Below are 22,449 nucleotides of genomic sequence, written 5' to 3' on the forward strand. Positions count from 1 at the left end.
GAGCTGTAGGAAGAGGTAAGAGGCTCATGTCCACCAAGCACACGCTCTCGGTCCTGGTCGAGAACACCCCCGGCATCCTGGCCAGGATCGCCGCGCTGTTCTCCCGCCGCGGCTTCAACATCGACTCGCTCGCGGTCGGTGTCACCGAGCACCCCGACATCTCCCGCATCACCATCGTGGTGAGTGTCGAGGACCTGCCCCTCGAGCAGGTGACCAAGCAGCTCAACAAGCTGGTCAACGTCCTGAAGATCGTCGAACTCGAGCCCAGCGCTGCGATCCAGCGCGAGCTCGTTCTGGTGAAGGTGCGTGCCGACAACGAAACGCGCTCCCAGATCGTCGAGATCGTCCAGCTGTTCCGCGCCAAGACCGTGGACGTCTCGCCCGAGGCCGTGACCATCGAGGCCACCGGCGGCGCCGACAAGCTGGAGGCGATGCTGAAGATGCTGGAGCAGTTCGGCATCAAGGAGCTCGTCCAGTCCGGCACGATCGCCATAGGGCGCGGCGCCCGGTCCATCACGGACCGCTCGCTGCGCGCCCTGGACCGCAGCGCCTGAGCCCCGCGACAGGGGCTCTGACCCGCCCGTATCGCGAGACTCACCCGTTCCTTACTCACCCCCACCGATACGGTGGACGCAACACCAGCACACCAAGGAGATAACCCAGTGGCCGAGCTGTTCTACGACGACGATGCCGACCTGTCCATCATCCAGGGCCGCAAGGTCGCGGTGATCGGGTACGGCAGCCAGGGCCACGCCCACGCACTGTCGCTCCGTGACTCGGGTGTCGACGTCCGCGTCGGTCTGCACGAGGGCTCCAAGTCCAAGGCGAAGGCCGAGGAGCAGGGCCTGCGCGTGGTGACGCCGTCCGAGGCCGCCGCCGAGGCCGACGTCATCATGATCCTGGTCCCGGACCCGATCCAGGCCCAGGTCTACGAGGAGTCCATCAAGGACAACCTCAAGGACGGCGACGCGCTGTTCTTCGGCCACGGCCTGAACATCCGCTTCGGCTTCATCAAGCCCCCGGCCAACGTGACCGTCGCGATGGTCGCGCCCAAGGGCCCCGGCCACCTGGTGCGCCGTCAGTACGAAGAGGGCCGCGGCGTTCCGTGCATCGTGGCCGTCGAGCAGGACCCGCAGGGCAACGGCCTGCAGCTGGCGCTCTCGTACGCCAAGGGCATCGGCGGCACCCGCGCCGGCGTCATCAAGACGACCTTCACCGAGGAGACCGAGACCGACCTGTTCGGTGAGCAGGCCGTGCTCTGCGGTGGCACCGCGGCGCTGGTCAAGGCGGGCTTCGAGACGCTGACCGAGGCCGGCTACCAGCCGGAGATCGCGTACTTCGAGTGCCTCCACGAGCTGAAGCTGATCGTGGACCTCATGTACGAGGGCGGCCTGGAGAAGATGCGCTGGTCGATCTCCGAGACCGCCGAGTGGGGCGACTACGTCACCGGCCCCCGCATCATCACCGCCGACACCAAGGCCGAGATGAAGAAGGTCCTCGCCGAGATCCAGGACGGCACGTTCGCCAAGAACTGGATGGACGAGTACCACGGCGGCCTGAAGAAGTACAACGAGTACAAGACCCAGGACTCCGAGCACCTCCTGGAGACCACCGGCAAGGAGCTGCGCAAGCTCATGAGCTGGGTGCAGAACGACGAGGCGTAAGCCTCCTGTCAGCGGGGTCGGACACAGTGCAGGTGTCCGACCCCGCTGGTATCGCACGCCCATGGACACCGCGTCCAACCCCCATCGGGTGATCCTGCCTTCACGGAGGAAAACCTCCGGGGGTGCGGCACTACACTGCTCAGCAACACCTACGCGTCAGGCCCACAGCGTCGTGCGTCTTCCACGCGGTCTAGCCCCTCCACCGCCTGCGGCCGTCGGGACGGCCGTCCGCAAAGGATTCAGTGAGGACCCACGTGAGCTCGAAACCTGTCGTACTCATCGCTGAAGAGCTGTCGCCCGCCACCGTCGACGCCCTCGGGCCGGACTTCGAGATCCGGCACTGCAACGGAGCCGACCGCGCGGAGCTGCTGCCCGCCATCGCCGATGTCGACGCGATCCTGATCCGCTCGGCCACCAAGGTCGACGCGGAGGCCGTCGCCGCCGCCCGCAAGCTGCGGGTCGTCGCCCGCGCCGGTGTCGGCCTCGACAACGTGGACGTGTCCGCCGCCACCAAGGCCGGCGTGATGGTCGTGAACGCCCCGACCTCCAACATCGTCACCGCCGCCGAGCTCGCCTGCGGCCTCCTCGTCGCCACCGCGCGCAACATCCCGCAGGCCAACACCGCGCTGAAGAACGGCGAGTGGAAGCGGAGCAAGTACACCGGCGTCGAGCTGAGCGAGAAGACCCTCGGCGTGGTCGGCCTCGGCCGCATCGGCGTCCTGGTCGCGCAGCGCATGTCGGCCTTCGGCATGAAGATCGTCGCGTACGACCCCTATGTGCAGCCGGCCCGCGCCGCGCAGATGGGCGTCAAGCTCCTCTCCCTCGACGAGCTGCTCGAAGTCTCCGACTTCATCACCGTGCACCTCCCCAAGACCCCCGAGACGCTCGGCCTGATCGGCGACGACGCGCTGCACAAGGTGCAGCCGCACGTGCGGATCGTGAACGCGGCGCGCGGCGGCATCGTCGACGAGGCCGCGCTGTACTCCGCCCTCAAGGAGGGCCGCGTCGCCGGCGCCGGTCTGGACGTGTACGCGAAGGAGCCCTGCACGGACTCCCCGCTCTTCGAGCTCGACCAGGTCGTCTGCACCCCGCACCTCGGCGCCTCCACCGACGAGGCCCAGGAGAAGGCCGGCATCGCCGTCGCCAAGTCCGTGCGCCTCGCGCTCGCGGGCGAGCTGGTGCCGGACGCGGTCAACGTCCAGGGCGGCGTCATCGCCGAGGACGTCAAGCCGGGCCTGCCGCTCGCCGAGCGCCTCGGCCGCATCTTCACCGCGCTCGCGGGCGAGGTCGCGGTCCGTCTCGACGTCGAGGTGTACGGCGAGATCACCCAGCACGACGTGAAGGTGCTCGAACTCTCCGCGCTCAAGGGCGTGTTCGAGGACGTCGTCGACGAGACGGTCTCCTACGTCAACGCTCCGCTCTTCGCGCAGGAGCGCGGCGTCGAGGTCCGTCTGACCACGTCGAGCGAGTCCCCCAACCACCGCAACGTGGTGACGGTGCGCGGCACCCTCTCGGACGGCGAGGAGGTGTCGGTCTCCGGCACCCTGGCCGGCCCCAAGCACCTCCAGAAGGTCGTCGCGATCGGCGCGTTCGACGTGGACCTGGCGCTGGCCGACCACATGATCGTGCTCCGTTACGAGGACCGTCCCGGCATCGTCGGCACCGTCGGCCGCGTCCTCGGCGAGGCCGGGCTGAACATCGCCGGCATGCAGGTGGCGCGCGCGGAGGAGGGCGGCGAGGCGCTGGCCGTGCTGACCGTCGACGACACCATCCCGCAGAACGTGCTGGCCGAGGTCGCCGCCGAGATCGGCGCCAACTCGGCCCGCTCGGTCAACCTCACCGACTGACCCCGGCCCCGGCGCACCCGTACCCGGCCCGCGGACGTCCGTAGACGCTTGTCTTAGACGGATGTCTGTATGCCGGGTACGCTGCTGTCATGGGACACCGTGAGGATCTGCTCGAAGGCGCCAAGCGCTGCCTGCTGGAGAAGGGCTACGCCCGCACCACCGCGCGCGACATCGTGGCCGAGTCCGGCACCAATCTGGCCTCCATCGGCTACCACTACGGCTCCAAGGAAGCGCTGCTCAACCTGGCCTTCCTGAAGCTCACCGAGGAGTGGGGCGACGCGGTCGCCGACAGCCGGGAGGCCGCGGGCGAGGGCGGCGCCGACAGCGCGGACCTGCCGCCGCTCGAACGTTTCGAGCGCGGCTGGGCCAAGGTCATCGACTCCTACGAGCAGAGCCGGCCCGTCTGGAAGCTCCAGATGGAGATCGTCTCCCGGCTCGACAGCGACCCCGACCTCCAGAAGGCGCTCGCGGGGCCCCAGTTGGAGGGGCGTGCGGGCCTCGCGGAAGGCTTCCTCGGTCTCGACCAGGACGCGGACCCCGAGCGGGCCCGGCTGGCCGGCACCTTCTTCCAGGCGCTGCTCGCCGGTGTGATGGTGCAGTGGATGGTCGATCCCACGACCGCCCCCTCGGCGCGGGAGCTCACCGAGGGGCTGAAGATCGTCATGGGGATCGACGGCGACGGGACGCGGAGCGCGGGCTGAGGCGTGGGCCGGGCGCGGTCCACGTCCCGGCCGGCGCCCGCGGCCGGGACCGCCCGCCACACTCTCAGGCCCGCCCGCCATCTCTCTCAGGCCCGCCCCGCCTCGGTGAACGCGGCGATCAGGTCGTGCGGGGTGACGTCGCCGGTGTCGGGCCCGAGTTCCTCGCCCGCTTCCAGGACGGCCGCCCGCGCGCTGCGCGGGAACAGGACCCGCTCGTACGCGGCGAGCGCCGCCTCGACGTCGCCCTCGTGCTCGGCGAGGGACCTGGCCAGTTCGGCCCCGTCGAGCATCGCCAGGTTGGCGCCCTCGCCGTTCGGCGCCGAGAGGTGCGCGGCGTCGCCGAGCAGGGTCACGCCCGGCACCCGCTCCCACCGGTGCTCGGCCGGCAGGGAGTGCAGGTGGCGCAGGACCGGCGGGACGTCGCAGTTGGTGATCAGCGCGGTGAGTTCCGGGGCCCAGCCGTCGAATTCCCGCGCGATCCGCGCGGTGGCCTCGGCGGCGTCGCCGAAGTCGATGGAGTCGAACCACTCGCGGGGCTCCTCCACCCCCACGTACGCGTGCAGGGTCTCGTCCTTCTCGCGGTGGGCGAAGATCTCCCTGCCCGGCATGGTCGCGATCATCGATCCGCCGCCGACGGCCTTCGCCGCGGCGGGGTGCCGCGTCCGCGCATCGAACAGATAGGTCTCGACGACCGACTTGCCGATGTACGCGGGGGCGGTCTCGGAGAGCAGCGGCCGCACCCGCGACCACGCGCCGTCCGCGCCGACCAGCAGGCCCGCGACCACGGTGGCGCCGTCGTCGAAGGTGACCTCGTGCCGCCCGTCGCCGAGGGTGCGGGCGCCGCGCACCTTGCACCCCCAGCGCACCGTGCCGGCCGGGAGCGAGTCGAGCAGGAGCCGGCGCAGGTCGCCGCGCTGCACCTCGGGGCGGCCGCCCGTGCCGTCGTCGGCCTTGTCGAACACGACGGTGCCGTCGGGGGCGAGCATCCGCATCGCCTGGCGCCCCTCCAGGACGAGACCCTGGAAGGCGTCCATCAACCCGGCTTCCTCCAGGGCGAGTTGACCGTTGTAGTCATGGATGTCGAGCATCCCGCCCTGCGAGCGCGAGGTCGGCGAGGGCTCGGCCTCGTAGACCGTGGACGCGATGCCGTGGACGTGCAGGACGCGGGCGAGCGTGAGGCCGCCGAGCCCGGCGCCGATGATGGTGACGTCGGTGAGCATGGGACTTCCCTGGGGATCGAAGAGCGGCCCGCGCCAACGCGCCGGCCCCGACACCGACCAATCTCCCCGCGCCCACCGACAGTCCGCCTACAGAACACCGACCGGCACCGACAGCCGTCCAGCGGCCGCGTGGGCGGTGCTCAGAGCCGGGCCGCCTTCAGGGCCATGTGGAGCAGCAGCCGGTGCTCGCCCCGGTCCAGGTCGAGGCCGGTGAGGTGCTCGACGCGGGAGAGGCGGTAGTAGAGGGTCTGGCGGTGGATGCCGAGGGCGGCCGCCGCACGGCCCGCCTGTCCCGCGCAGTCGAGGAACACCTCGGCGGTGTGGGCCAGTTCGGCGTGCGGAGCGCTCAACAGGGCCCGTACCGCCGGGTCGTGGTCGTGGGCGGCGGGCAGCGCGGTCAGCAGGCGGTACGGGCCGATCGCCGACCACTCGGCGACCGGGCCGAGCCGGGGCTCGGCAAGTGCCGCGCGCACGGCGGAGGTTGCCTCGCGGCGCGAGAGCGCGAGGTCGGCGAGGCCGCGGCGGGCCGGGGACACCCCGGCCGCCGCGCCGGCCCCCGCGTCGCCGCGCAGCCGTTCCGCCGCGGTCCGCGCGGGGGCGAGCGCGTCGGCCGAGCGCAGCCGGACCAGTGCCGCGAGCCACTGCCCGCCGCCCGGCGCCGGGTGCTCCGGCGGCAGCGTGCACACCGCCGCGGCGCCCGCCACCGTACGGGCGGAAGGGGCGTCGGCGGCGGGCCACGGCGCCACGCACACCAGCGCGTGCAGGCCCTCCGCGTCGGGGCCGAGCGCCGCCGTCAGGGCGGCCGTCGCCGCGTCGTGCTGCGGGCCGCGCTCCGCGGTGAGCGCCGCGCGGAACTCGCGCGAGAGGTCCGAGCCGGCCTGCGCCTCGTCGGCGAGCAGCACTCCGATCCGCGCCGCCACCTCCATCGCGGCGGTCAGCCTCTCCTCGCCGGGGCCCGGCTCGTCGTCGAGCAGCCAGACGTATCCGAGGGCGACGCCCCGATGGCGTACCGGGAGGCAGATCCGGCCGCGCAGGACCCCCGCGTCGGGCGCGGCCGGGATGCGGACCGGGCCGGTGGCGCGGGTGATGCCGAACCCCTCGAACCAGGCGCGGACGGCCGGCGTGGACTTCCTGGTCAGGATGGAGCGGGTGCGCACGGGGTCGAGGGTGAGCTCGCCGAAATCGCTGTCGGAGTCGTGGGCGCCGAAGGCGATCAGCCCGAAATCCCGGTTCTCCAGCGTGACCGCGCCCCCGAGCAGCGCCGAGATTTCATCGACCAGATCCTGGTAGTCGCTCTTCACGAGAGCCATTCTCACCCATCGCGCCCGCCGCTTCAGACATATGTATGAGATCCGGGCCACGGATGCGTGACAGCTGTCGATGGCCGAGGATCGTGGAGATCCCTAGGTTTCACGGTGGTTCTCCGTGCCGTCGCCGGTACGCCGGGAAGACGACTCCTCGTCTCCCCGGACCGACGGCGGCCCCGTCTAGTTCTTTCCGTGGAGGTGCCCCGTGCTGGGTCCCGTGATCCTCGCCGCGTCGCGCAGCGACAAGATGCGCAAGCTCGTTTCGGCCGCCCCGGTGACCAAGCCCGTGGTGAACCGGTTCATCCCCGGCGAGAGCGTCGACCAGGTCGTCCCCATCGTCGAGGAGACCGTCGGCAAGGGCCTGGAGCTCACCCTGGACGTGGTGGGTGAGGACATCACCACCCCCGCGCAGGCCGCCCACGCACGCGACGCCTACCTGGAGCTCATCGAGCGGCTCAAGGAGCTCGGCCACGGCACCAAGGCCGAGATGTCCGTGAAGCTCTCCATGTTCGGCCAGGCGCTCGAAGGCGGCCACGAGCTGGCCCTCGCCAATGTGCGCCCGGTCGTCGCGGCCGCCGCCGCGATCGGCACCACGGTCACCCTGGACGCCGAGGACCACACCACCCTCGACTCGATGTTCGCCATCCACGAGGAGCTCCGCAAGGACTTCCCGGGGACCGGCTGCGTGATCCAGGCCTACCTCTTCCGCACCGAGGCCGACGCCCGCCGCCTGGCCGACGCCGGCAGCCGGGTGCGCATCGTGAAGGGCGCCTACAAGGAGCCCGCCGAGGTCGCCTACCAGGACAAGCGCGAGATCGACAAGGCGTACGTGCGCATCCTGCGGATCCTCATGGAGGGCCAGGGCTACCCGATGATCGGGTCCCACGACCCGCGTCTGATCGCCATCGGACAGGAGCTCGCGCGGCGCGCCGGGCGCAAGCTGGACGAGTACGAGTTCCAGATGCTGTACGGCATCCGCAGCGAGGAGCACCTGCGGCTCGCCGCCGAGGGCCACCGGATGCGCGTCTACACGGCGTACGGCACCGACTGGTACGGATACTTCATGCGGCGCCTCGCGGAGAAGCCGGCCAACCTGCTGTTCTTCGTCCGCTCGATGATCACCAAGAACTAGCTCACCCGAACACCCCTCTCCCCTCACATCACAAAGGAGTCAAGGAATCATGGACGCTGTGACCCAGGTCCCCGCCCCGGTCAACGAGCCGGTGCACGGCTACGCGCCTGGTTCCCCGGAGCGCGCCCGCCTCGAAGCCAAGCTCAAGGAGCTGGCCGAGAACCCCGTCGAGCTGCCGATGACCATCAACGGTGAGAAGCGGATGGGCGGTGGCGAGCGCTTCGACGTCGTACAGCCGCACAACCACAAGGCCGTCATCGGCACGTGCGCCAACGCCACCGAGCAGGACGCCAAGGACGCCGTCGACGCCGCGCTCGCCGCCGCCCCGGCCTGGCGCGCCATGGCGTTCGACGACCGCGCCGCGATCATCCTGCGCGCCGCCGAGCTCCTTTCGGGCCCCTGGCGCGAGACGCTGGCCGCCTCCACCATGCTGGGCCAGTCCAAGACCGCCCAGCAGGCCGAGATCGACACCCCGTGCGAGCTCGTCGACTTCTGGCGCTTCAACGTCCACTACGCCCGCAACCTGCTCGCCGAGCAGCCCCCGGCGAACTCCCCGGGCGTGTGGAACCGCATGGACCACCGGCCGCTCGAAGGCTTCGTCTACGCGATCACGCCGTTCAACTTCACGGCCATCGCGGGCAACCTGCCGACCGCCCCGGCCCTGATGGGCAACGTCGTGGTGTGGAAGCCGTCCCCGACGCAGACCCACGCCGCCGTGCTGCTCATGCAGCTCCTGGAGGAGGCCGGCCTGCCCAAGGGCGTCATCAACCTCGTCACCGGTGACGGCCTGGCCGTCTCCGAGGTCGCCCTCAACCACCGCGACCTGGCCGGCATCCACTTCACGGGTTCCACCAAGACCTTCCAGCACCTGTGGAAGACGGTCGGCACCAACATCGAGAAGTACCGCACCTACCCGCGCCTGGTCGGCGAGACCGGCGGCAAGGACTTCGTCGTCGCGCACCCCAGCGCCGACCGCGCCGTCCTGAAGACCGCCCTGACCCGCGGTTCCTTCGAGTACCAGGGCCAGAAGTGCTCCGCCTCCTCGCGCGCCTACGTTCCTGCCTCGATCTGGAACGACGGCTTCAAGGAGGAGTTCGCGGCCGAGGTCGACGGCATCTCCATGGGTGACGTCACCGACCTGTCGAACTTCATCGGCGCCGTCATCGACGAGCGCTCCTTCGCCAAGAACAAGGCCGCGATCGACCGCGCGAAGGCCGACGCCTCCTGCACGATCGTCGCCGGCGGCACCTACGACGACTCGGTCGGCTACTTCGTGCGCCCGACCGTCATCGAGTGCACCGACCCGGCCAACGAGGTCTTCACGACCGAGTACTTCGGCCCGATCCTCGCGGTCCACGTCTACGACGACGCCGAGTACGACGCGATGCTGGAGCAGATGGAGTCGGCCTCCGACTACGCCCTGACCGGCGCCGTCATCTCCAACGACCGTGCCGCGGCCGCGTACACGATGGACAAGCTCCGCTACGCGGCGGGCAACTTCTACATCAACGACAAGTCGACCGGCGCCGTCGTCGGCCAGCAGCCCTTCGGCGGCGGCCGCGCCTCCGGCACCAACGACAAGGCGGGCGCCCCGCAGAACCTGATGCGCTGGACGCTGACCCGCGCCATCAAGGAGACGCTGGTCCCGCCGACCGACTACGGCTACCCGCACATGGGCTGATGCCGTAGGCACACCGGAACCCCGCCCCCGTCCTTGGTCCCCCAACCGAGGACGGGGGCGGTTCTCGTCTCCTGGTCTCCGCGGCCCGGCTCAGACCTCGACCAGCACCTGGTCGAGGGACTTGCGCACCAGGTCGGGCACCTCGCAGTCGTCGGCCGGATAGCCCACCGGGATGACCGCGAACGCCTTCTCGTTGGTGGGCCGCCCGAGCACCTCGGAGAGGAAGCGCATCGGGCTCGGCGTGTGCACGAGCGCGGCGAGACCGGACTGGTGCAGGGCCGACAGCAGCATCCCCACGGCGATGCCGACCGACTCGTCGACGTAGTAGTGCTTGTGCTTGGTGCCGTCATCGGCCAGCCAGTAGCGCTGCTGGAAGACGACGAGCAGCACCGGGGCGTCGGTGAGGTGGGTCTTCACGGCGTCCGTGCCGATCGGCCGCAGCGCCGCGAGCCACTCCTCGCCGAGCCGCCCGTCGTAGGAGATCTGCTCCTCCTGCTCGGCCGCCTCGCGGATCCTGCGGCGCACGTCCGCGTCCTTGACCAGGACGAACGTCCAGGGCTGCTGGTGGGCGCCGGACGGCGCGGTCGCGGCGCACGCGATCGCGTCGCGGACGGCCCGCTCGGGCACCGGGTCGGGCGAGAAGCTGCGTACGGTACGCCGCTCGTCCATGCGCTCGCGCAACGCGGCGGCCCGCGCCAGGGTCTCGGTGGTAGCCATCCGGGCGGGGCGGTAGGGGACGGGCCGGTAGGGCTCGCCGTGTACGGGGGTCCAGGGCTGCTCGGTGGGTGTGGGCATGGGGCGAGTCTGGTGGCCGGGCTGGTCCAGTCCAAGTCCCTTGGCGTGCGGGTGACTTGAAAGGGCGGGGGAGCGGCGGGCCGGGCCGGCGCCGTACGCCCGCCGAACCGGCGTGGACCGGCTCGCCCTCCCCGTGCTGTGAGGTCCCTGTGCGGCCACTACTATGCAGCTCTCGCTCGGCGAGCACGCCCGGGTGAGTCGTTCCTTTGGGGGGAACCTTCCATGCGCACCAAGCTTCGCGCTGCCCTGGTGACGGCTGCCGCCGCCCTGGGTCTCGTCGCGACCTCCGTCGTCCCGGCCCAGGCCGCGCCGACCGGATACGACCGCTGTCCGCGGGGCACGTTCTGCGTCTTCGACGGCGCCCGCGGCCAGGGCGCGATGGCGTCGTACTCGACGCCGCAACGCGACTTCGGCTCCTGGCGCTCCAAGGCGTCCTCGGTCATCAACCGCACCGGCTACGAAGAGCTGTGCCTGTACAGCCGGACCAACTTCGAGTACCTCGACGCCGTCCATGACTGGGAGGTCTCCACCTCGGGCGAATGGGGCATGGACCTGTCCTCGTACTCGGACAAGAACGGCCACATGGACAACAATCTCGGTTCCGCCCGCTGGGCGCACACCTCGCGGGAGTGCCACGGGGGTACCGAGAACCTCGACTGGTCGACGCCGCGAACGCCGGGCTCCGGCCCGGCGCAGCCCTTCGGGGACCTCAACCGTGATGGCGCACCGGACCTGCTCCAGCGCAGCTACGCGGGCCGGCTGTGGTTCCTGCGCGACGGCGGTGGTCTCCTGATCGGCGGCGGCTGGAACTCCATGACCGCCCTGACCCGCCACGGCGACCTCACCAGCGACGGCAACGAGGACCTGCTGGCCCGGGACGCCGCCGGGAACCTCTACATGTACCCGGGCAACGGCAAGGGCTGGTTCGGTACGCGGCTGCTGATCGGCGGCGGCTGGAACACCATGAGCGCGATCCAGGCCGCGGGCGACCTGAACGGCGACGGCAAGGGCGACCTGCTGGCCCGCGACACCTCGGGACAGCTCTGGATGTACCCGGGCAACGGCCGGGGCTGGTTCGGCAAGCGGCTGCTCATCGGCGGCGGCTGGAACGTGATGAAGGCCTTCGCCGGGCCGGGCGACCTGAACGGCGACGGCAAGAACGACCTCGTCGTCAGCGACACCTCGGGCAAGCTGTGGCTCTACCCGGGCAACGGGCGGGGCTGGTTCGGCACCCGGGTCATGATCGGCACCGGCGGCTGGGCCGGCTTCGACTCCCTGCTGGGCATCGGCGACTACGACGGGGACGGCCACCCCGACCTGCTCGCCACCGGCGGCTTCGCCTGTCTCTACCGGGGCCTCGCGGGGGGCAGGCTCGCGTCGGGAGAGAACGTCCTCTGGGAGGTCGGGAGCGACCGGCTGCTCTGACCGTACGGGCGGGCGGCCCCGGCACCCCCGGGGCCGCCCCTCCCTACGCCCAGGCCCCCACCACCAGCCCGAGCCCCACCGCGAAGCCCGTCCCCAGCAGCGCCAGGTACGCCCCGTACCAGCGCCGCCACCGCCGGGCTAGGAGCGCCGCCCCGGCGAACACGACGCCCACGGTCAGGGTGCGGGAGCCGCGCGAGAGGGCGGCCTCGCGCAGCCAGGGCGCCGCGGGGACCCCGGCGTGGCCGGCCTCCGCCGCGTACACCTTGAACGGGATGCCGTCCCACGGCTGGTGGCGGACGGCCGCCGCGCCTTCGGCCGACACCTCGTGGCGCACCTCCGCGCGCATCCGGTCCGTGGTCAGCGGCGCGGGCACGTGCGCGCCGGACAGGGCGAGTTGAAGGGCCAGCACGCTGCCCGCGAGGCTGCCCGCCAAGGCCGTGAGGGAGAGGCGCAGAGCCCGGCTTGGGGCCGCCGCGCACAGCGCCGCCAGGAGCAGCTCCGGCATCAGGGGCCAGCTCAATGCCTCCGCGAACGCCCAGCAGAAAGCCAGGACGAGGCCGGCCCGTGAGCCCGCGAGGGCCGCGACCCGGCGGCGCAGGGACGAGTCGCGCAGCGCCTCCGCGTTCGTCCGGGCGTGCAGCGCCGCCACCGCCTGCCGCGCCTCCTGCGGCGTGACGGACGCGGGCAGCGGAGCGCCGACGCGCACCCGGATCAGCGTGGACCGCAACCGGCCGTGCTTGGGCAGCAGCCGGTCCGTGCCCGCGATGCCCACCGGCACCACCGGCACCCCCGCGTGTTCGGCGAGGACCAGCGCGCCCCGGTGGAAGGAGCCGACCTCGCCGTCACGGCCGCGGGTGCCCTCGGGGAAGAGGACCACCGCCCGGCCCGCGCGCAACCCGTCCGCCATGGCGAGCAGATCCTCCATGCCGCCGCCGGAGCGCCGTATGGGAAAGCCCGCCGCGAGCCGGCTGCAGATCCGGCGCCGCCACGGCGACGCGAACCAGTAGTCGGCGGCCGCCCCGATCGCCGGGGTGTGCCGGGCGTCGAGCGCGGCGAGCAAGGCCGCGGTGTCGGCGTGCGACGAATGGTTGGCCACGACCACGCAGCCGCCGCGCGGCAGACGGCCCCGGCGCTCCACGCCGCCGGACAGGGTCAGCACCGACCACCACAGGACGCGCCGGGCCAGCGCGGCCGGCCGCGACGGAGTTCGGGTGCGGGTCTTCGGGGACAGGATCGTCGTCATCGGGTCACCACCGTCGTGAACAGCAGGGCGAGCAGCAGGGAGTCGACACGGTCGAGGAGGCCGCCGAAACCGGGGAGCCAGCTGCCCGCGTCCTTCACGCCGGCCTCCCGCTTCACCATGGATTCGAGCAGGTCGCCGAGGACGCAGCCGAGGGCCACGGCCACCCACAGGAGCGGCGACCAGACCCCGACGGCCCACAGGACGAGCCCCGTTGAGACCACCGTGCCGAGGACGCCGGCCCACGTCTTGCGGGGGGAGAGCGGCGAGAGGGGGCGGGCCAGGGCGCCCGAGCGGCCCAGGAACGTGCCGCCGCACCAGGCGCCCACATCGCCGAGCGCCACCGCGATGCCCACCGCGGCCGCCGTCGGGCCGAGCGTGACGAGGCCGGTCAGCGGGACCGCGATCCACAGCAGCGCGAAGGCCGTGCGGGCGGCGTCGGTGAAGCCGGACACCGCGTCGCCGCGCACCAGCGCGGGCAGGGCCGCCGCCACCAGGAGCAGCCCCGCCGTGCGCGGGCCGAGGGCCGAGGGCGCCGTCCAGGCCAGCACCGGGAGCACCACCGCTGCCGCCGACAGAACCGCGGCCTCCGCCCGGCGCAGCGCCGCCATCCGCGCGTATTCCGCCATCGCGACCACCCCGAGCGCGACCGCGAGCGCGCAGGCCCCGCCGCCCCCGAAGTACAGGGCGCCCAGATAGACCGGCGCGGCCAGCGCCCAGGTCCGCCACCGCTTGCGTACCTCGGCCCGCACCCGCACCCGCGCCGGCAGGGCGGCCACCGCGAGCCCGCTCACGCCCAGCACTCCGATCCCGGCCAGGACCGTACGGCCGTAGGTGCTCATGCCGCCAGCTCCCGCCACAGCCAGGTGGACCGCACCCCGGCCGTCAGGACCGAGCCGGCCGCGACGGCCAGGAGGACCGGGACCGCCCAGCCCGACGCAGCCGCCACGACCACCAGGAGACAGCGCTCGGTCTTGCCGACGGGACCGCCGTTGCGACGCGGTGCCCCGGCCGCCGCGCCGGCGAGTGCGACCCACGACGGCAGGGTCGCGGCGAGCGCTGCCGTCGCGACCAGCCAGAGCGGAGCCAGCGGCAGGAATCCCGCGAGGACCACCAAGTCGGCGGCGCGATCGCCGAGTTCGTTGAGGAGCGCGCCGCGGCGCGTGGTGCGCCCGGTGTCACGGGCCAGCGCGCCGTCGAGGTTGGCGAAGGCGAGCCGGGCCGCGAGGAGCACCGCGACCGGCAGGGCCGCGAGCGGCACGGGCAGCAGGGCGAGGGCCGCGGCCGCCCCCGCCGCGCTCACCACGCCGGCCGCGGTCAGGGTGTCGGGTGACACGCCGTGCCGGGCCAGCGCCCCGCGGACACCGGAGAGCCGGTCCGCGTACCAGGGCTTGAGTGCGTAGAGGCCGTTCATGGGTTCCACTGTCCCGGCGCGGGCACGGCGCCACATGAGTGCCCGTACTCAGACCGGCACGTATGTGTGGGGACCCCAACTGCCGTCCACCACGCACCCGTTGGCCTTCGAGTGGCGCGACGGAGACGTGCTCCAGCCGCGCCGGGGGCTCCGGCTCAGCCGCTGACCGACGCCTTGCCCGTCTCGATGTGGCCGGTGTAGCGGCGTGACCAGGTGGTGTCGCAGTCGGCTGTGACGGTGAAGTCGTACCAGCCGTTCGTGAGGGCCACCGCGTTGAAGAAGTCCTCGGTGGAGCCGCCCGCCGGGACGGTGTACGTCCAGGTACCGGTCCGGTACTGGTTCGAGGTGATGGTGAACTTCACCGCCGACGCGGAGGAGTTGGTCATCTTGAACCAGATCGCCATCTTGCCGGTGCCGGACTCCACGGCGTAGCGCGCCGCCACCTCCACGGACTTGCCCGGCTTGGTGGCGTCGCCGATGAAGCGGCGCTGGAAGCGGTTGGGGCCCACCATGGTGACGTCGTACTTGCCGGCGCCGGCGCCCGTGCCGATCTGGAAGAAGTCGCTCGCCGTGCCGCCCGCGTCGACGGTGTACTGCCAGGGCGTGGTGTCGCGGTAGGCGTTGGGGTGGAGCGAGAAGTGTGCGGCGCTGGTCGCGGGGGAGCCCAGGTTGGCCATGCCGAACCAGGCGAGGATCTGGCCGGCCGCCTTGAACTCGAACCGGTCGAGGTTGCCGTTGGGCTGGTAGGGGAGCGCGCGGGCCGGGCGGGTGCCGGACTCCTGTACGGGCAGCGCGTTGTTCTGGGGCGCCGGGTTGGGCAGCGGGCCGCAGGTGCCGATGCCGATCACCTTGGTGGCGGGGAGCCCGGACGGCATGCCGTAGACGGGCGAAGCGAAGTCGAAGACACCGGTCAGATCGCCGGTGACCTTGCGGCGCCAGGCGCTGATGTTGGGGCAGGACGCCGGGGTGCCGAGCGCCGTGGTCCACGTCTCCATGAAGCGCAGGACCGAGGTGTGGTCGAAGACCTCGGAGGAGACCCAACCGCCGCGCGTCCAGGGCGACATGACGACCATTGGCACCCGGAAGCCGAGACCGTAGGGAACGCCGTTCAGGAACTCGCCGGCGGTCCCGGCGGGCGGCGACGGCGGGGGCACGTGGTCGAAGAAGCCGTCGTTCTCGTCGTAGTTGAGGAACAGGACCGTCGAGTCGAAGACGTCGGGGGCCGCGGCGAGCGCCCGGTACACCAGGTCGACGAAGTGCGCGCCGTCGCCGGGCGGGGCGTAGGGGTGCTCGGAGAACGCCTGGTTGGCGACGACCCAGGACACCTGGGGGAGCTTCCCCGCGAGCGCGTCGGCCTTGATCGCGGCCGCGATGTCGTCCGGGGTGGAGCCGGTGACGGACGGGACCGAACCCATGCCCCGGTCGTGCAGCGGGTCGCCCGCGGGGGCGGAGGTGAACTGCTTGAAGTAGGCGCACCCGTTGTCGCCGTAGTTGTCGTTGGCGTTCTGGTACACCTTCCAGCTGACGCCGGCGCGCTGCAGCGCCTCCGCGTACGTCTGCCAGGTCAGCCCCGACTCGTCGCCGCCGTCGTAGCTGGTGGCGTCCACCTTGCCGCTCCACAGGAAGGTGCGGTTGGGCCCGGTGGCGCTGAGCGTGGAGCTGAAGTAGGCGTCGCAGACGGTGTAGTTGTCGGCGAGCGCGTAGTGGAACGGGATGTCGTCGCGTTCGAGGTAGCCCAGCGAGCGGACGTTGCCGACGCCGGAGACCCAGCTGTCCATGCGGCCCTTGTTCCACGCCGCGTGCTGCGAGGTCCAGCTGTGCGGCAGGTCGCCGTTGCACTGCGCGAGCGTCTCGCTGTCCGCGCCGCCCGCGGCCGGGGTCGAGCTGAGCTTCCACGGGTACTGGCGGCCGAGCCCGTTGGGCTGGTTGAAGACGGGCAGGCCGCCGGGCAGCACGATGCCGCTCTTGTCGCCGAAGCCCCGGACGCCCTTGAGGCGGCCGAAGTAGTGGTCGAAGCTGCGGTTCTCCTGCATGAGGATCACCACGTGCTTGACGTCCTTGATGGTGCCGGTCGCTGAGGCGGCCGCCGTGCTCGTGACCGCCGAACCGACGGCCTGCGCCGCCGCCGATGGCAGCACGGCGCCGGCTGCCACGCCCGCGCCGAGTGCCACGAATCCCCTACGACTGATCGGTGTCATCCGCCCGCCTCTTCGGTCCCCTGTGCCCCTGCGGCACATCGAGCGCAAGAGTGGCGCCGTTCAATGGTCTGAAGCTAGACCTATGCATGGACGGATTGATGAACACCCGGTCAACTGCCGGGTTTCTTAAGGTCCGATGAGAACTTCCGGTGGTTTCCGCCCCTCGTGCACCGGGGCCGCGTGGCCGTCCCGCCGTGGGGGTCAGGAGCTCTCGGTGCCCTGGGCGATGTCCCGCCTCACCCCGTACCAGCCGAGCAGCCCGCCGCCGACGGCTCCGACCAGGACGCCGTAGTGGACCGCCGGGCGGTCCAGGTCGATCACGTCGAACCCCACCGCAAGCACGAACAGCACCACGGACAGCGCGAACAGGGCCACCAGGCCCCGGTACTTGGGGCTGAAGAACACGTGCCGGGCCGGGGGCGCGGGCGTCGCCGTGAGGGCGGCGGCAGGACCCGCGCCGGCCGCGAGCGGGCGCTTGAAGTACGCCATGTGGAGCCACCGGCCGCACGGCTCCCAGCCGTCCGGTGCCAGCTCGGCCAGGAGCGCGTCGTGTTCCCCCGTACCCCGGGTGGTCTCGCGCCGGTACTCCCAGCCCATCGCCTCACCGGGAACGCGGCGGCACACGAAGCGGCCGACGAAGTCGATCCCCTCGACCTCCCAGCCCTCGGCCCCGTACTGGTTGAGGAGCCGGCGGTCGGTGTAGATGTCGCTGGTCCACTTCCAGGTCTCGGCGTCGGCCCCGGGCCGCTCGCCTCCGTGGTCGCGGGTGAGCCGGTCCGCGAAGGCGTCCGGCGCGCCGAACTCCTCGTGGGGGTCGGTGGATCCGGACTCCGCGAGGTAGCCGGTCAGGTCCGCGACGGTCGCCGCCGCTTCCCGCTCCGGCATGCCCCGGGCCGCGAGCTGCCGGCTCAGTTCCGCGAAGTATTCCGTGTTCACGCTGGTCCCCCTGGAAGTGTGCTGGTGAGCATGGCCGTGACCGCCGCGTGGAACTCCCGCCAGGAAGCGCCCTGTTCGGCCAGGGCGCGGCGTCCGTCGTCGGTCAGCCGGTAGTAGCGCCGCCCCGGCCCGCGCTCGGAGGCCCGGAACTCGCCCACCGCCAGGCCGGCCTCCTCCAGGCGGTTGAGTACGGGGTAGAGCGTCCCGCCCTTGATCTCCCCCAGCCCCGCGGCGGTGAGCGCCTTGGAGATCTCGTAGCCGTAGCTCTCACCCCCGGTGAGACAGGACAGGACGAGGAGGTCGAGGACGCCCTTGAGCCAGCTGGATCTGCGGTCTGCGGCCATGGCTGTATTTCAGCACCACCTAGATAGGAATGCAACCTAGGTGGGATCGCCGTCACCCGGACCCATCCCGAGCCCCGCCACTATCTCCGCGAGGGCGCCCCGCAGCCACCGGTGGGCCGGGTCCGCGTCGACGCGGATGTGCCAGGCCTGGACGAACGGGTTGGTCGGCAGGTCGAGCGGGATGGTCAGGACCGCGAGCGGCATCACGCGGGCCGCCTCCAGGGCGAACTGCCGCGGCAGCAGCGCGAGGGCGTCCGAGCGGAGCGCGAAGAAGCAGGCCGCGGTGTACGTCGGGGCGGTGGCCAGCACGTCCCGGGTCAGGCCGAGTTCGGCCAGGCGCTCGTCGACGACGCTGCGCACCCGGCCGCGCCGCGTCACCGTGATGTGGGGGAGCGCGGCGAACCGCTCCGGGGTCAGGCGCTCGTGCGCGTACGGGCCGTCGGCCCGCGCCACCGCCACATAGCCGTACGCGCCGAGCGGTTCGGTGCGGATGTCGTGCGGCAGCTCGCCCATCTGCCCCACGTCCAGGTCGATCAGGTCCCGCAGATCGGCCGGGTTCTCGTCTCCCTCGGGCAGCATCCGCAGCCGCACCCGGGGCGCCTCGCGCATCACCCGCTCGGTCAGCGCGGAGCCGAAGACGACAGCCATGCCGTCGTTGGACCGCACGGTGAACTCCCGCTCCAGCGTGGCCAGTTCGAGCTCCGGCGGCGGGCGCAGCGCCGCGAGCGCCGACGCCAGGGCCGCCTCCACGCGCGGCTGCAGCTCCCGGGCGCGCGGCGTCAGGACGAGGCCGCGCCCCGACGGTACGAGCAGTTCGTCGCCCACCACCCGGCGCAGCCGCCCCAGGGTCCGGCTCATCGCCGACGGCGAGATGCGCATCTCGGCGGCGGCCCCGGCCACGCCGCCCGCGCGCAGCAGGGCGTCGAGCGCGGGCAGCAGATTCATGTCGGGCAGCTGTTGCATCGCCCCAGTGTGCACGAATGATGCACCCCATGCACGGCTCGACTGACAAGCCGGACCTTGTGTGCAGCAGTACGGCGCAGCACCCTGATCCCATGCTCGACACCCGACAGCGCACGACCGCCCTGCTCGTCGCCGGCTGCTTCTTCATGGAGATGCTCGACGGCACCATCGTGGCCACCGCCGCCCCGCGGATGGCGGCCTCCCTCGACACCACGCCCGCCTCGGTCGGCCTGGTCATCACCGTCTATCTGCTGACCCTCGCCGTACTGATTCCGCTCAGCGGCTGGCTCACCGCCCGCTACGGCGCCCGGCGGATCTTCCTCACCGCCATCGTGCTGTTCACCCTCGCGTCGGCGGGCTGCGCCGCGAGCGGGAGCCTCGGCATGCTCGTCGCGATGCGCGCCCTGCAGGGCGCGGGCGGCGCCATGATGGTGCCGGTCGGCCGCCTCCTGGTGCTCGCCGGGGCCGCCAAAACCGACATACCGAAGATCATGGCCTACATCGTGTGGCCGGGCCTGATGGCCCCCGTCGTCGCCCCGCTGCTCGGCGGGGTGCTCACCACGTACGCGAGCTGGCACTGGATCTTCCTGGTCAACCTCCCCCTCGGCGCCCTCGCGTTCGCCGTCGCCCGGCGCCTGGTCGCGGCCGGGCCCACCGCCACCCCGCCCCCGCTCGACGTGCCCGGCGTGCTGCTCGGCTGCACCGGGCTCGCCGCCCTCACCTGGGCCGCCCATCTGGTCGCCGAGACCGACAGCGGATGGCAGGCGCCGGCCGCCGTCGGTGCGCTCGCCGTCCTCGCGCTCGGCGCGGCCTGCCGCCATCTGCTGCGCACCGCCCATCCGTTGGTCAATCTGCGCACCCTGGACGTCGTGACGTTCCGGGCCGCCGTGAGCGGGGGTTCGCTCTTCTGGATCGTGGTCGGCTCCATGCCCTTCCTGCTGCCCCTGCTCTTCCAGGAGGTCTTCGGGTGGAGCGCGGTGAAGTCCGGCGCGGTGGTGCTGTTCGTCTTCGTCGGCAACATCGGGATCAAGCCGGCGACCACCCCGCTCATCAACCGCTTCGGGTTCCGCCCGCTGCTGCTCGTCTCCACGGTCGGGCTCGCCGCCGCCGTGGCGGGCTGCGCCCTGCTCACCGCGGACACCCCGCTCGCCGTGACCGCCGCCCTCGTCACCCTCGGCGGCGCCGCCCGCTCGCTCGGCCTCACCTGCTACTCCACCATCGCCTTCAGCGAGGTGACGCCCGAGCGGCTGCGCGACGCCAACGCACTGTCCGTGACCGCCAACCAGCTCGCGGCGGGGCTCGCCGTGGCCGCCGCGACCATCGCGCTGCGCCTGGGCGGCGCCCTCCAGGACACGTCCGCACACGCCTACGCCCTGGCGTTCTGCCTGCTCGGGGCGGTCTGCCTGCTCCCCGCCGCAGGGGCGCTACGGCTGCACAGCGGGGCCGGCGACGCGGTCCGTACCCGGCGCCCCCAACCCGCGGGGCAGGGCCCGGCGAGGGCCGCCGTCTCAGATAGTAGGAAGTCCGAGTAATTGTAGAGACAGACTCCAGGGCAGCGCTTAGTTTTGTAGGAGCCGAACGTCTCGCTGATCCAGCGAAGGGCGGTCGTGAGCGCAGTGCCCCCAGGCAGGCAACCCCTGCGGCAGCGCTCCCCGCCCCTTCCGGCACCTCACTGCATCCGCCAGGGCCCGCCCCCGGACCTCCCAGCAGAGGAGTCGAATCCCCATGGTCAAGCAGCCCGCCCGCCGAGTCCGTCACTCTTCGCGCAGCAGCGAGTCCGACCGCAAGAACGCCGCCGCCGCCCTCCAGCGCGCGCTGGACCGCAGGGACAACGGCGGCGCCACCGGGCACTGAGCCCGGCCGGCCGATCGGCGCGGGCGGCTACCGCCCGCGCTGGATCTCGAAGTGGTCGATGCGCTCGCCCGTCTCGGCGAGCGCGCTGACCTTCATCCTCGGGTGGCGGCCGGTCTCGACCTCCACCGCGAGGAACGAGTAGTTGGTGTAGCGCACGCGGGACCACTCCACCGTCTCGGTGGCCTTCGCGCCGCCCTTGGCCCAGTGGTAGGTGTCCACGCTGTCGCGGTCCGCCACGTGCCCCTCGTAGGAGTCGGGCACCGGGAAGCTGTACAGCGAACGGCCCGCCGCGCCGGCCGTGACGTACACGATGCCGTCGCGCGTCGGGTCGGTGCGCTCGCCGATCGCCACCTTGCGGCCCACCTTGTTGCCCTTGATCGCGTCCGTGCGCTCGTAGACGTGGTTGTGGCCGTTGATCACCAGGTCCACCTGGTGCTTCTCGAACAGCGGCACCCACGCGTCGCGCACGCCCCCCTCCGAGGCGTGCGAGCTCGTCGTGGAGAAGGCGCAGTGGTGGAAGAAGACCACGATGAAGTCGACCGCGTGGTTGGCGCGCAGCTCACCGAGCCGCTTGTCCAGCCACGTCGTCTGCCTGCCGCCGCTGATGCCGAAGTTGGCGGGGATCTCGTACGACACGTCGTTGGCGTCGAGCGCCACCACGCCCACGTTGCCGTGCACGAACGAGTAGACGCCGGGCTGGTTCACCGGGTCGGGGCCGTTGGCCGGCAGCGACCAGCGGGCGTTCTGGCCGCCGTAGCCCTGCGGCGAGTACCAGGCCTCCATGTCGTGGTTGCCGGTGGTCACCATCCACGGCACGGTCTTGGCGACCGACTCGGTCTGCGCGAGGAACTGGTCCCAGGTGCGCGCGTCGTACTGGTCCGATGACTGGCCCGAGCCCGACGGGTCGGCGTAGCAGATGTCGCCGGCGTGCAGGTGGAAGGCCGGGTTCTGGCCGAGGATCACCTGGTCGTTGCCGAGCGCGTGGTAGCTGACGCCCTGGTCGCCGAAGGCCGTGAACGTGAAGTTCTCGGCGCGCGTGGGGGCGGTGGTGAAGGTGCCGAGCGTGCCCAGATTGCGGCGGTCCGCCGGGTCGAAGCCGTCGTGGCCGACGCCGTAGTAGTACGTCTGGCCCGGCCGCAGCCGGTCGAGGCCCGCGTGGACGTAGAACTGCTCGGCCGCCGCGATCTTGCCGCCGTTCAGGGCGGGCGTCGTCAGATGCCGCACCTCGGCGTCGATCTTCCTGCTCAGCGACCAGGGGCTGGTGCCGATGCGGATGTACGGCTTCTTCACCGCGAACGGGACCTGCCAGGAGACGCGCATCTGCGTCCTGGGGTCGGCCCCGTAGGCGAGGTGGCGGCCGAACGGGGCGGCCAGCGAACCGTCCACGCCGTGCCGCGACGTGGAGGTGAGCGCGGTCGGCGCGGCATAGGCGGGCGAGGCCGCCCCGGCCGTGGCGAGACCCGCCCCGGCGACGGCGGCCGTGGCCGCGGTGGTGCGCAGCACGCCACGACGGCTCAGCTTCGAGCGCAGGTACTCGTGCTGCTCGGCCATGCTCATGCGCTCGGCGAGCTTGTCGGGTATGCCGAATCTGGGAATGTCCATGGCCGAAAACGTCTCCGACCGAGTCGACGGGGCGATCACCACGGGGTGAACGCCAGGCGTACAACCGCCTACGCGATGCGACCGCCCCTCCCGGCCTGTCCACACTGTGGACATCGGGTGTCAACG

The 22,449-nt window shown here is 71.9% G+C and carries 21 protein-coding genes; 10 read left to right on the top strand and 11 right to left on the bottom strand.

From position 1 onward, the window contains the following. Positions 1-26 precede the first annotated feature (26 nt). The 4 genes from ilvN (at position 27) to OOJ98_RS21495 (ending at position 4,212) form a co-directional block, all read left to right on the top strand. Positions 27-554 carry an acetolactate synthase small subunit gene (gene ilvN, locus OOJ98_RS21480; protein ID WP_100577584.1) on the top strand — a complete coding sequence of 176 codons (528 nt, stop codon included), beginning with the start codon at positions 27-29 and terminating at the stop codon, positions 552-554. Positions 555-662: 108 nt separating this feature from the next. Next, the gene (gene ilvC / locus OOJ98_RS21485; protein ID WP_267056560.1) at positions 663-1,664 is read left to right on the top strand and encodes a ketol-acid reductoisomerase; all 1,002 of its coding nucleotides are present in this window, start codon (positions 663-665) and stop codon (positions 1,662-1,664) included. A 254-nt stretch (positions 1,665-1,918) separates the two neighbouring features. Then, complete coding sequence (gene serA / locus OOJ98_RS21490; RefSeq protein WP_267056561.1) at positions 1,919-3,511, top strand: phosphoglycerate dehydrogenase; 1,593 nt, start codon at positions 1,919-1,921, stop codon at positions 3,509-3,511. Between the two features lie 89 nt (positions 3,512-3,600). Continuing rightward, positions 3,601-4,212, top strand: a complete 612-nt coding sequence (locus OOJ98_RS21495) for a TetR/AcrR family transcriptional regulator (RefSeq protein WP_267056562.1) — start codon at positions 3,601-3,603, stop codon at positions 4,210-4,212. Positions 4,213-4,298: 86 nt separating this feature from the next. Here OOJ98_RS21495 and OOJ98_RS21500 read toward each other — a convergent pair whose 3' ends face one another. Both OOJ98_RS21500 and OOJ98_RS21505 read right to left on the bottom strand, forming a co-directional pair. After that, on the bottom strand, positions 4,299-5,432 hold the full coding sequence (locus OOJ98_RS21500; protein ID WP_267056563.1) for an NAD(P)/FAD-dependent oxidoreductase: 1,134 nt from the start codon (positions 5,430-5,432) through the stop codon (positions 4,299-4,301). 140 nt (positions 5,433-5,572) lie between these two features. Beyond that, complete coding sequence (locus tag OOJ98_RS21505; protein WP_267056564.1) at positions 5,573-6,742, bottom strand: CdaR family transcriptional regulator; 1,170 nt, start codon at positions 6,740-6,742, stop codon at positions 5,573-5,575. Between the two features lie 202 nt (positions 6,743-6,944). Here OOJ98_RS21505 and OOJ98_RS21510 point away from each other — a divergent pair, with 202 nt between their 5' ends. Next, positions 6,945-7,871 carry a proline dehydrogenase family protein gene (locus OOJ98_RS21510; RefSeq protein WP_267056565.1) on the top strand — a complete coding sequence of 309 codons (927 nt, stop codon included), beginning with the start codon at positions 6,945-6,947 and terminating at the stop codon, positions 7,869-7,871. 49 nt (positions 7,872-7,920) lie between these two features. Then, positions 7,921-9,552, top strand: a complete 1,632-nt coding sequence (pruA, locus tag OOJ98_RS21515; protein WP_267056566.1) for an L-glutamate gamma-semialdehyde dehydrogenase — start codon at positions 7,921-7,923, stop codon at positions 9,550-9,552. Positions 9,553-9,642: 90 nt separating this feature from the next. On the opposite strand, the gene OOJ98_RS21520 is transcribed toward pruA, so the two are convergent. Next, positions 9,643-10,347: a nitroreductase family protein gene (locus tag OOJ98_RS21520; RefSeq protein ID WP_267056567.1), complete on the bottom strand. Its 705-nt coding sequence runs from the start codon at positions 10,345-10,347 to the stop codon at positions 9,643-9,645. A 222-nt stretch (positions 10,348-10,569) separates the two neighbouring features. Here OOJ98_RS21520 and OOJ98_RS21525 point away from each other — a divergent pair, with 222 nt between their 5' ends. After that, positions 10,570-11,772: an FG-GAP-like repeat-containing protein gene (locus tag OOJ98_RS21525; protein ID WP_267056568.1), complete on the top strand. Its 1,203-nt coding sequence runs from the start codon at positions 10,570-10,572 to the stop codon at positions 11,770-11,772. Between the two features lie 43 nt (positions 11,773-11,815). Here OOJ98_RS21525 and OOJ98_RS21530 read toward each other — a convergent pair whose 3' ends face one another. Genes OOJ98_RS21530 through OOJ98_RS21540 form a run of 3 tightly spaced genes read right to left on the bottom strand, consistent with a single transcriptional unit; the run spans position 11,816 to position 14,426 of the window. Next, positions 11,816-13,015, bottom strand: a complete 1,200-nt coding sequence (locus tag OOJ98_RS21530) for a 1-acyl-sn-glycerol-3-phosphate acyltransferase (RefSeq protein ID WP_267056569.1) — start codon at positions 13,013-13,015, stop codon at positions 11,816-11,818. Continuing rightward, on the bottom strand, positions 13,012-13,854 hold the full coding sequence (locus OOJ98_RS21535; RefSeq protein WP_267056570.1) for a phosphatidate cytidylyltransferase: 843 nt from the start codon (positions 13,852-13,854) through the stop codon (positions 13,012-13,014). Before OOJ98_RS21535 ends, OOJ98_RS21530 begins: the two co-directional genes overlap by 4 nt. Further along, a complete protein-coding gene (locus OOJ98_RS21540) occupies positions 13,851-14,426 on the bottom strand; it encodes a CDP-alcohol phosphatidyltransferase family protein (RefSeq protein ID WP_267056571.1) in 576 nt (191 codons plus the stop codon). The genes OOJ98_RS21535 and OOJ98_RS21540 overlap by 4 nt, the downstream gene beginning before the upstream one ends. A 34-nt stretch (positions 14,427-14,460) precedes the next feature. Here OOJ98_RS21540 and OOJ98_RS21545 point away from each other — a divergent pair, with 34 nt between their 5' ends. Beyond that, the gene (locus tag OOJ98_RS21545; protein ID WP_267056572.1) at positions 14,461-14,592 is read left to right on the top strand and encodes a hypothetical protein; all 132 of its coding nucleotides are present in this window, start codon (positions 14,461-14,463) and stop codon (positions 14,590-14,592) included. On the opposite strand, the gene OOJ98_RS21550 is transcribed toward OOJ98_RS21545, so the two are convergent. The 4 genes from OOJ98_RS21550 to OOJ98_RS21565 form a co-directional block, all read right to left on the bottom strand. Next, positions 14,582-16,624 carry a phosphocholine-specific phospholipase C gene (locus OOJ98_RS21550; RefSeq protein ID WP_267056573.1) on the bottom strand — a complete coding sequence of 681 codons (2,043 nt, stop codon included), beginning with the start codon at positions 16,622-16,624 and terminating at the stop codon, positions 14,582-14,584. The two genes, OOJ98_RS21545 and OOJ98_RS21550, sit on opposite strands and share 11 nt — an antisense overlap. A 201-nt stretch (positions 16,625-16,825) precedes the next feature. After that, positions 16,826-17,560, bottom strand: a complete 735-nt coding sequence (locus OOJ98_RS21555; protein WP_267056574.1) for a hypothetical protein — start codon at positions 17,558-17,560, stop codon at positions 16,826-16,828. Beyond that, positions 17,557-17,904 (bottom strand): PadR family transcriptional regulator, encoded by a 348-nt coding sequence (locus OOJ98_RS21560; RefSeq protein ID WP_267056575.1) that lies wholly within the window; start codon positions 17,902-17,904, stop codon positions 17,557-17,559. The genes OOJ98_RS21555 and OOJ98_RS21560 overlap by 4 nt, the downstream gene beginning before the upstream one ends. 36 nt (positions 17,905-17,940) lie before the next feature. Further along, positions 17,941-18,867 (bottom strand): LysR family transcriptional regulator, encoded by a 927-nt coding sequence (locus OOJ98_RS21565; RefSeq protein ID WP_267056576.1) that lies wholly within the window; start codon positions 18,865-18,867, stop codon positions 17,941-17,943. 92 nt (positions 18,868-18,959) lie between these two features. On the opposite strand from OOJ98_RS21565, the gene OOJ98_RS21570 reads away from it, so the two are divergent. Both OOJ98_RS21570 and OOJ98_RS21575 read left to right on the top strand, forming a co-directional pair. Continuing rightward, positions 18,960-20,399, top strand: coding sequence for an MFS transporter (locus OOJ98_RS21570; protein ID WP_267056577.1), 1,440 nt, complete (start codon positions 18,960-18,962; stop codon positions 20,397-20,399). Between the two features lie 193 nt (positions 20,400-20,592). Continuing rightward, a complete protein-coding gene (locus OOJ98_RS21575) occupies positions 20,593-20,721 on the top strand; it encodes a hypothetical protein (RefSeq protein ID WP_267056578.1) in 129 nt (42 codons plus the stop codon). 27 nt (positions 20,722-20,748) lie between these two features. Here the strand turns inward: OOJ98_RS21575 and OOJ98_RS21580 are convergent, their stop codons facing one another. Beyond that, the gene (locus OOJ98_RS21580; RefSeq protein WP_267056579.1) at positions 20,749-22,323 is read right to left on the bottom strand and encodes a metallophosphoesterase family protein; all 1,575 of its coding nucleotides are present in this window, start codon (positions 22,321-22,323) and stop codon (positions 20,749-20,751) included. Between the last annotated feature and the right edge of the window lie 126 nt (positions 22,324-22,449).

Source organism: Streptomyces sp. NBC_00083, assembly GCF_026343295.1.
Lineage (GTDB): Bacteria > Actinomycetota > Actinomycetes > Streptomycetales > Streptomycetaceae > Streptomyces.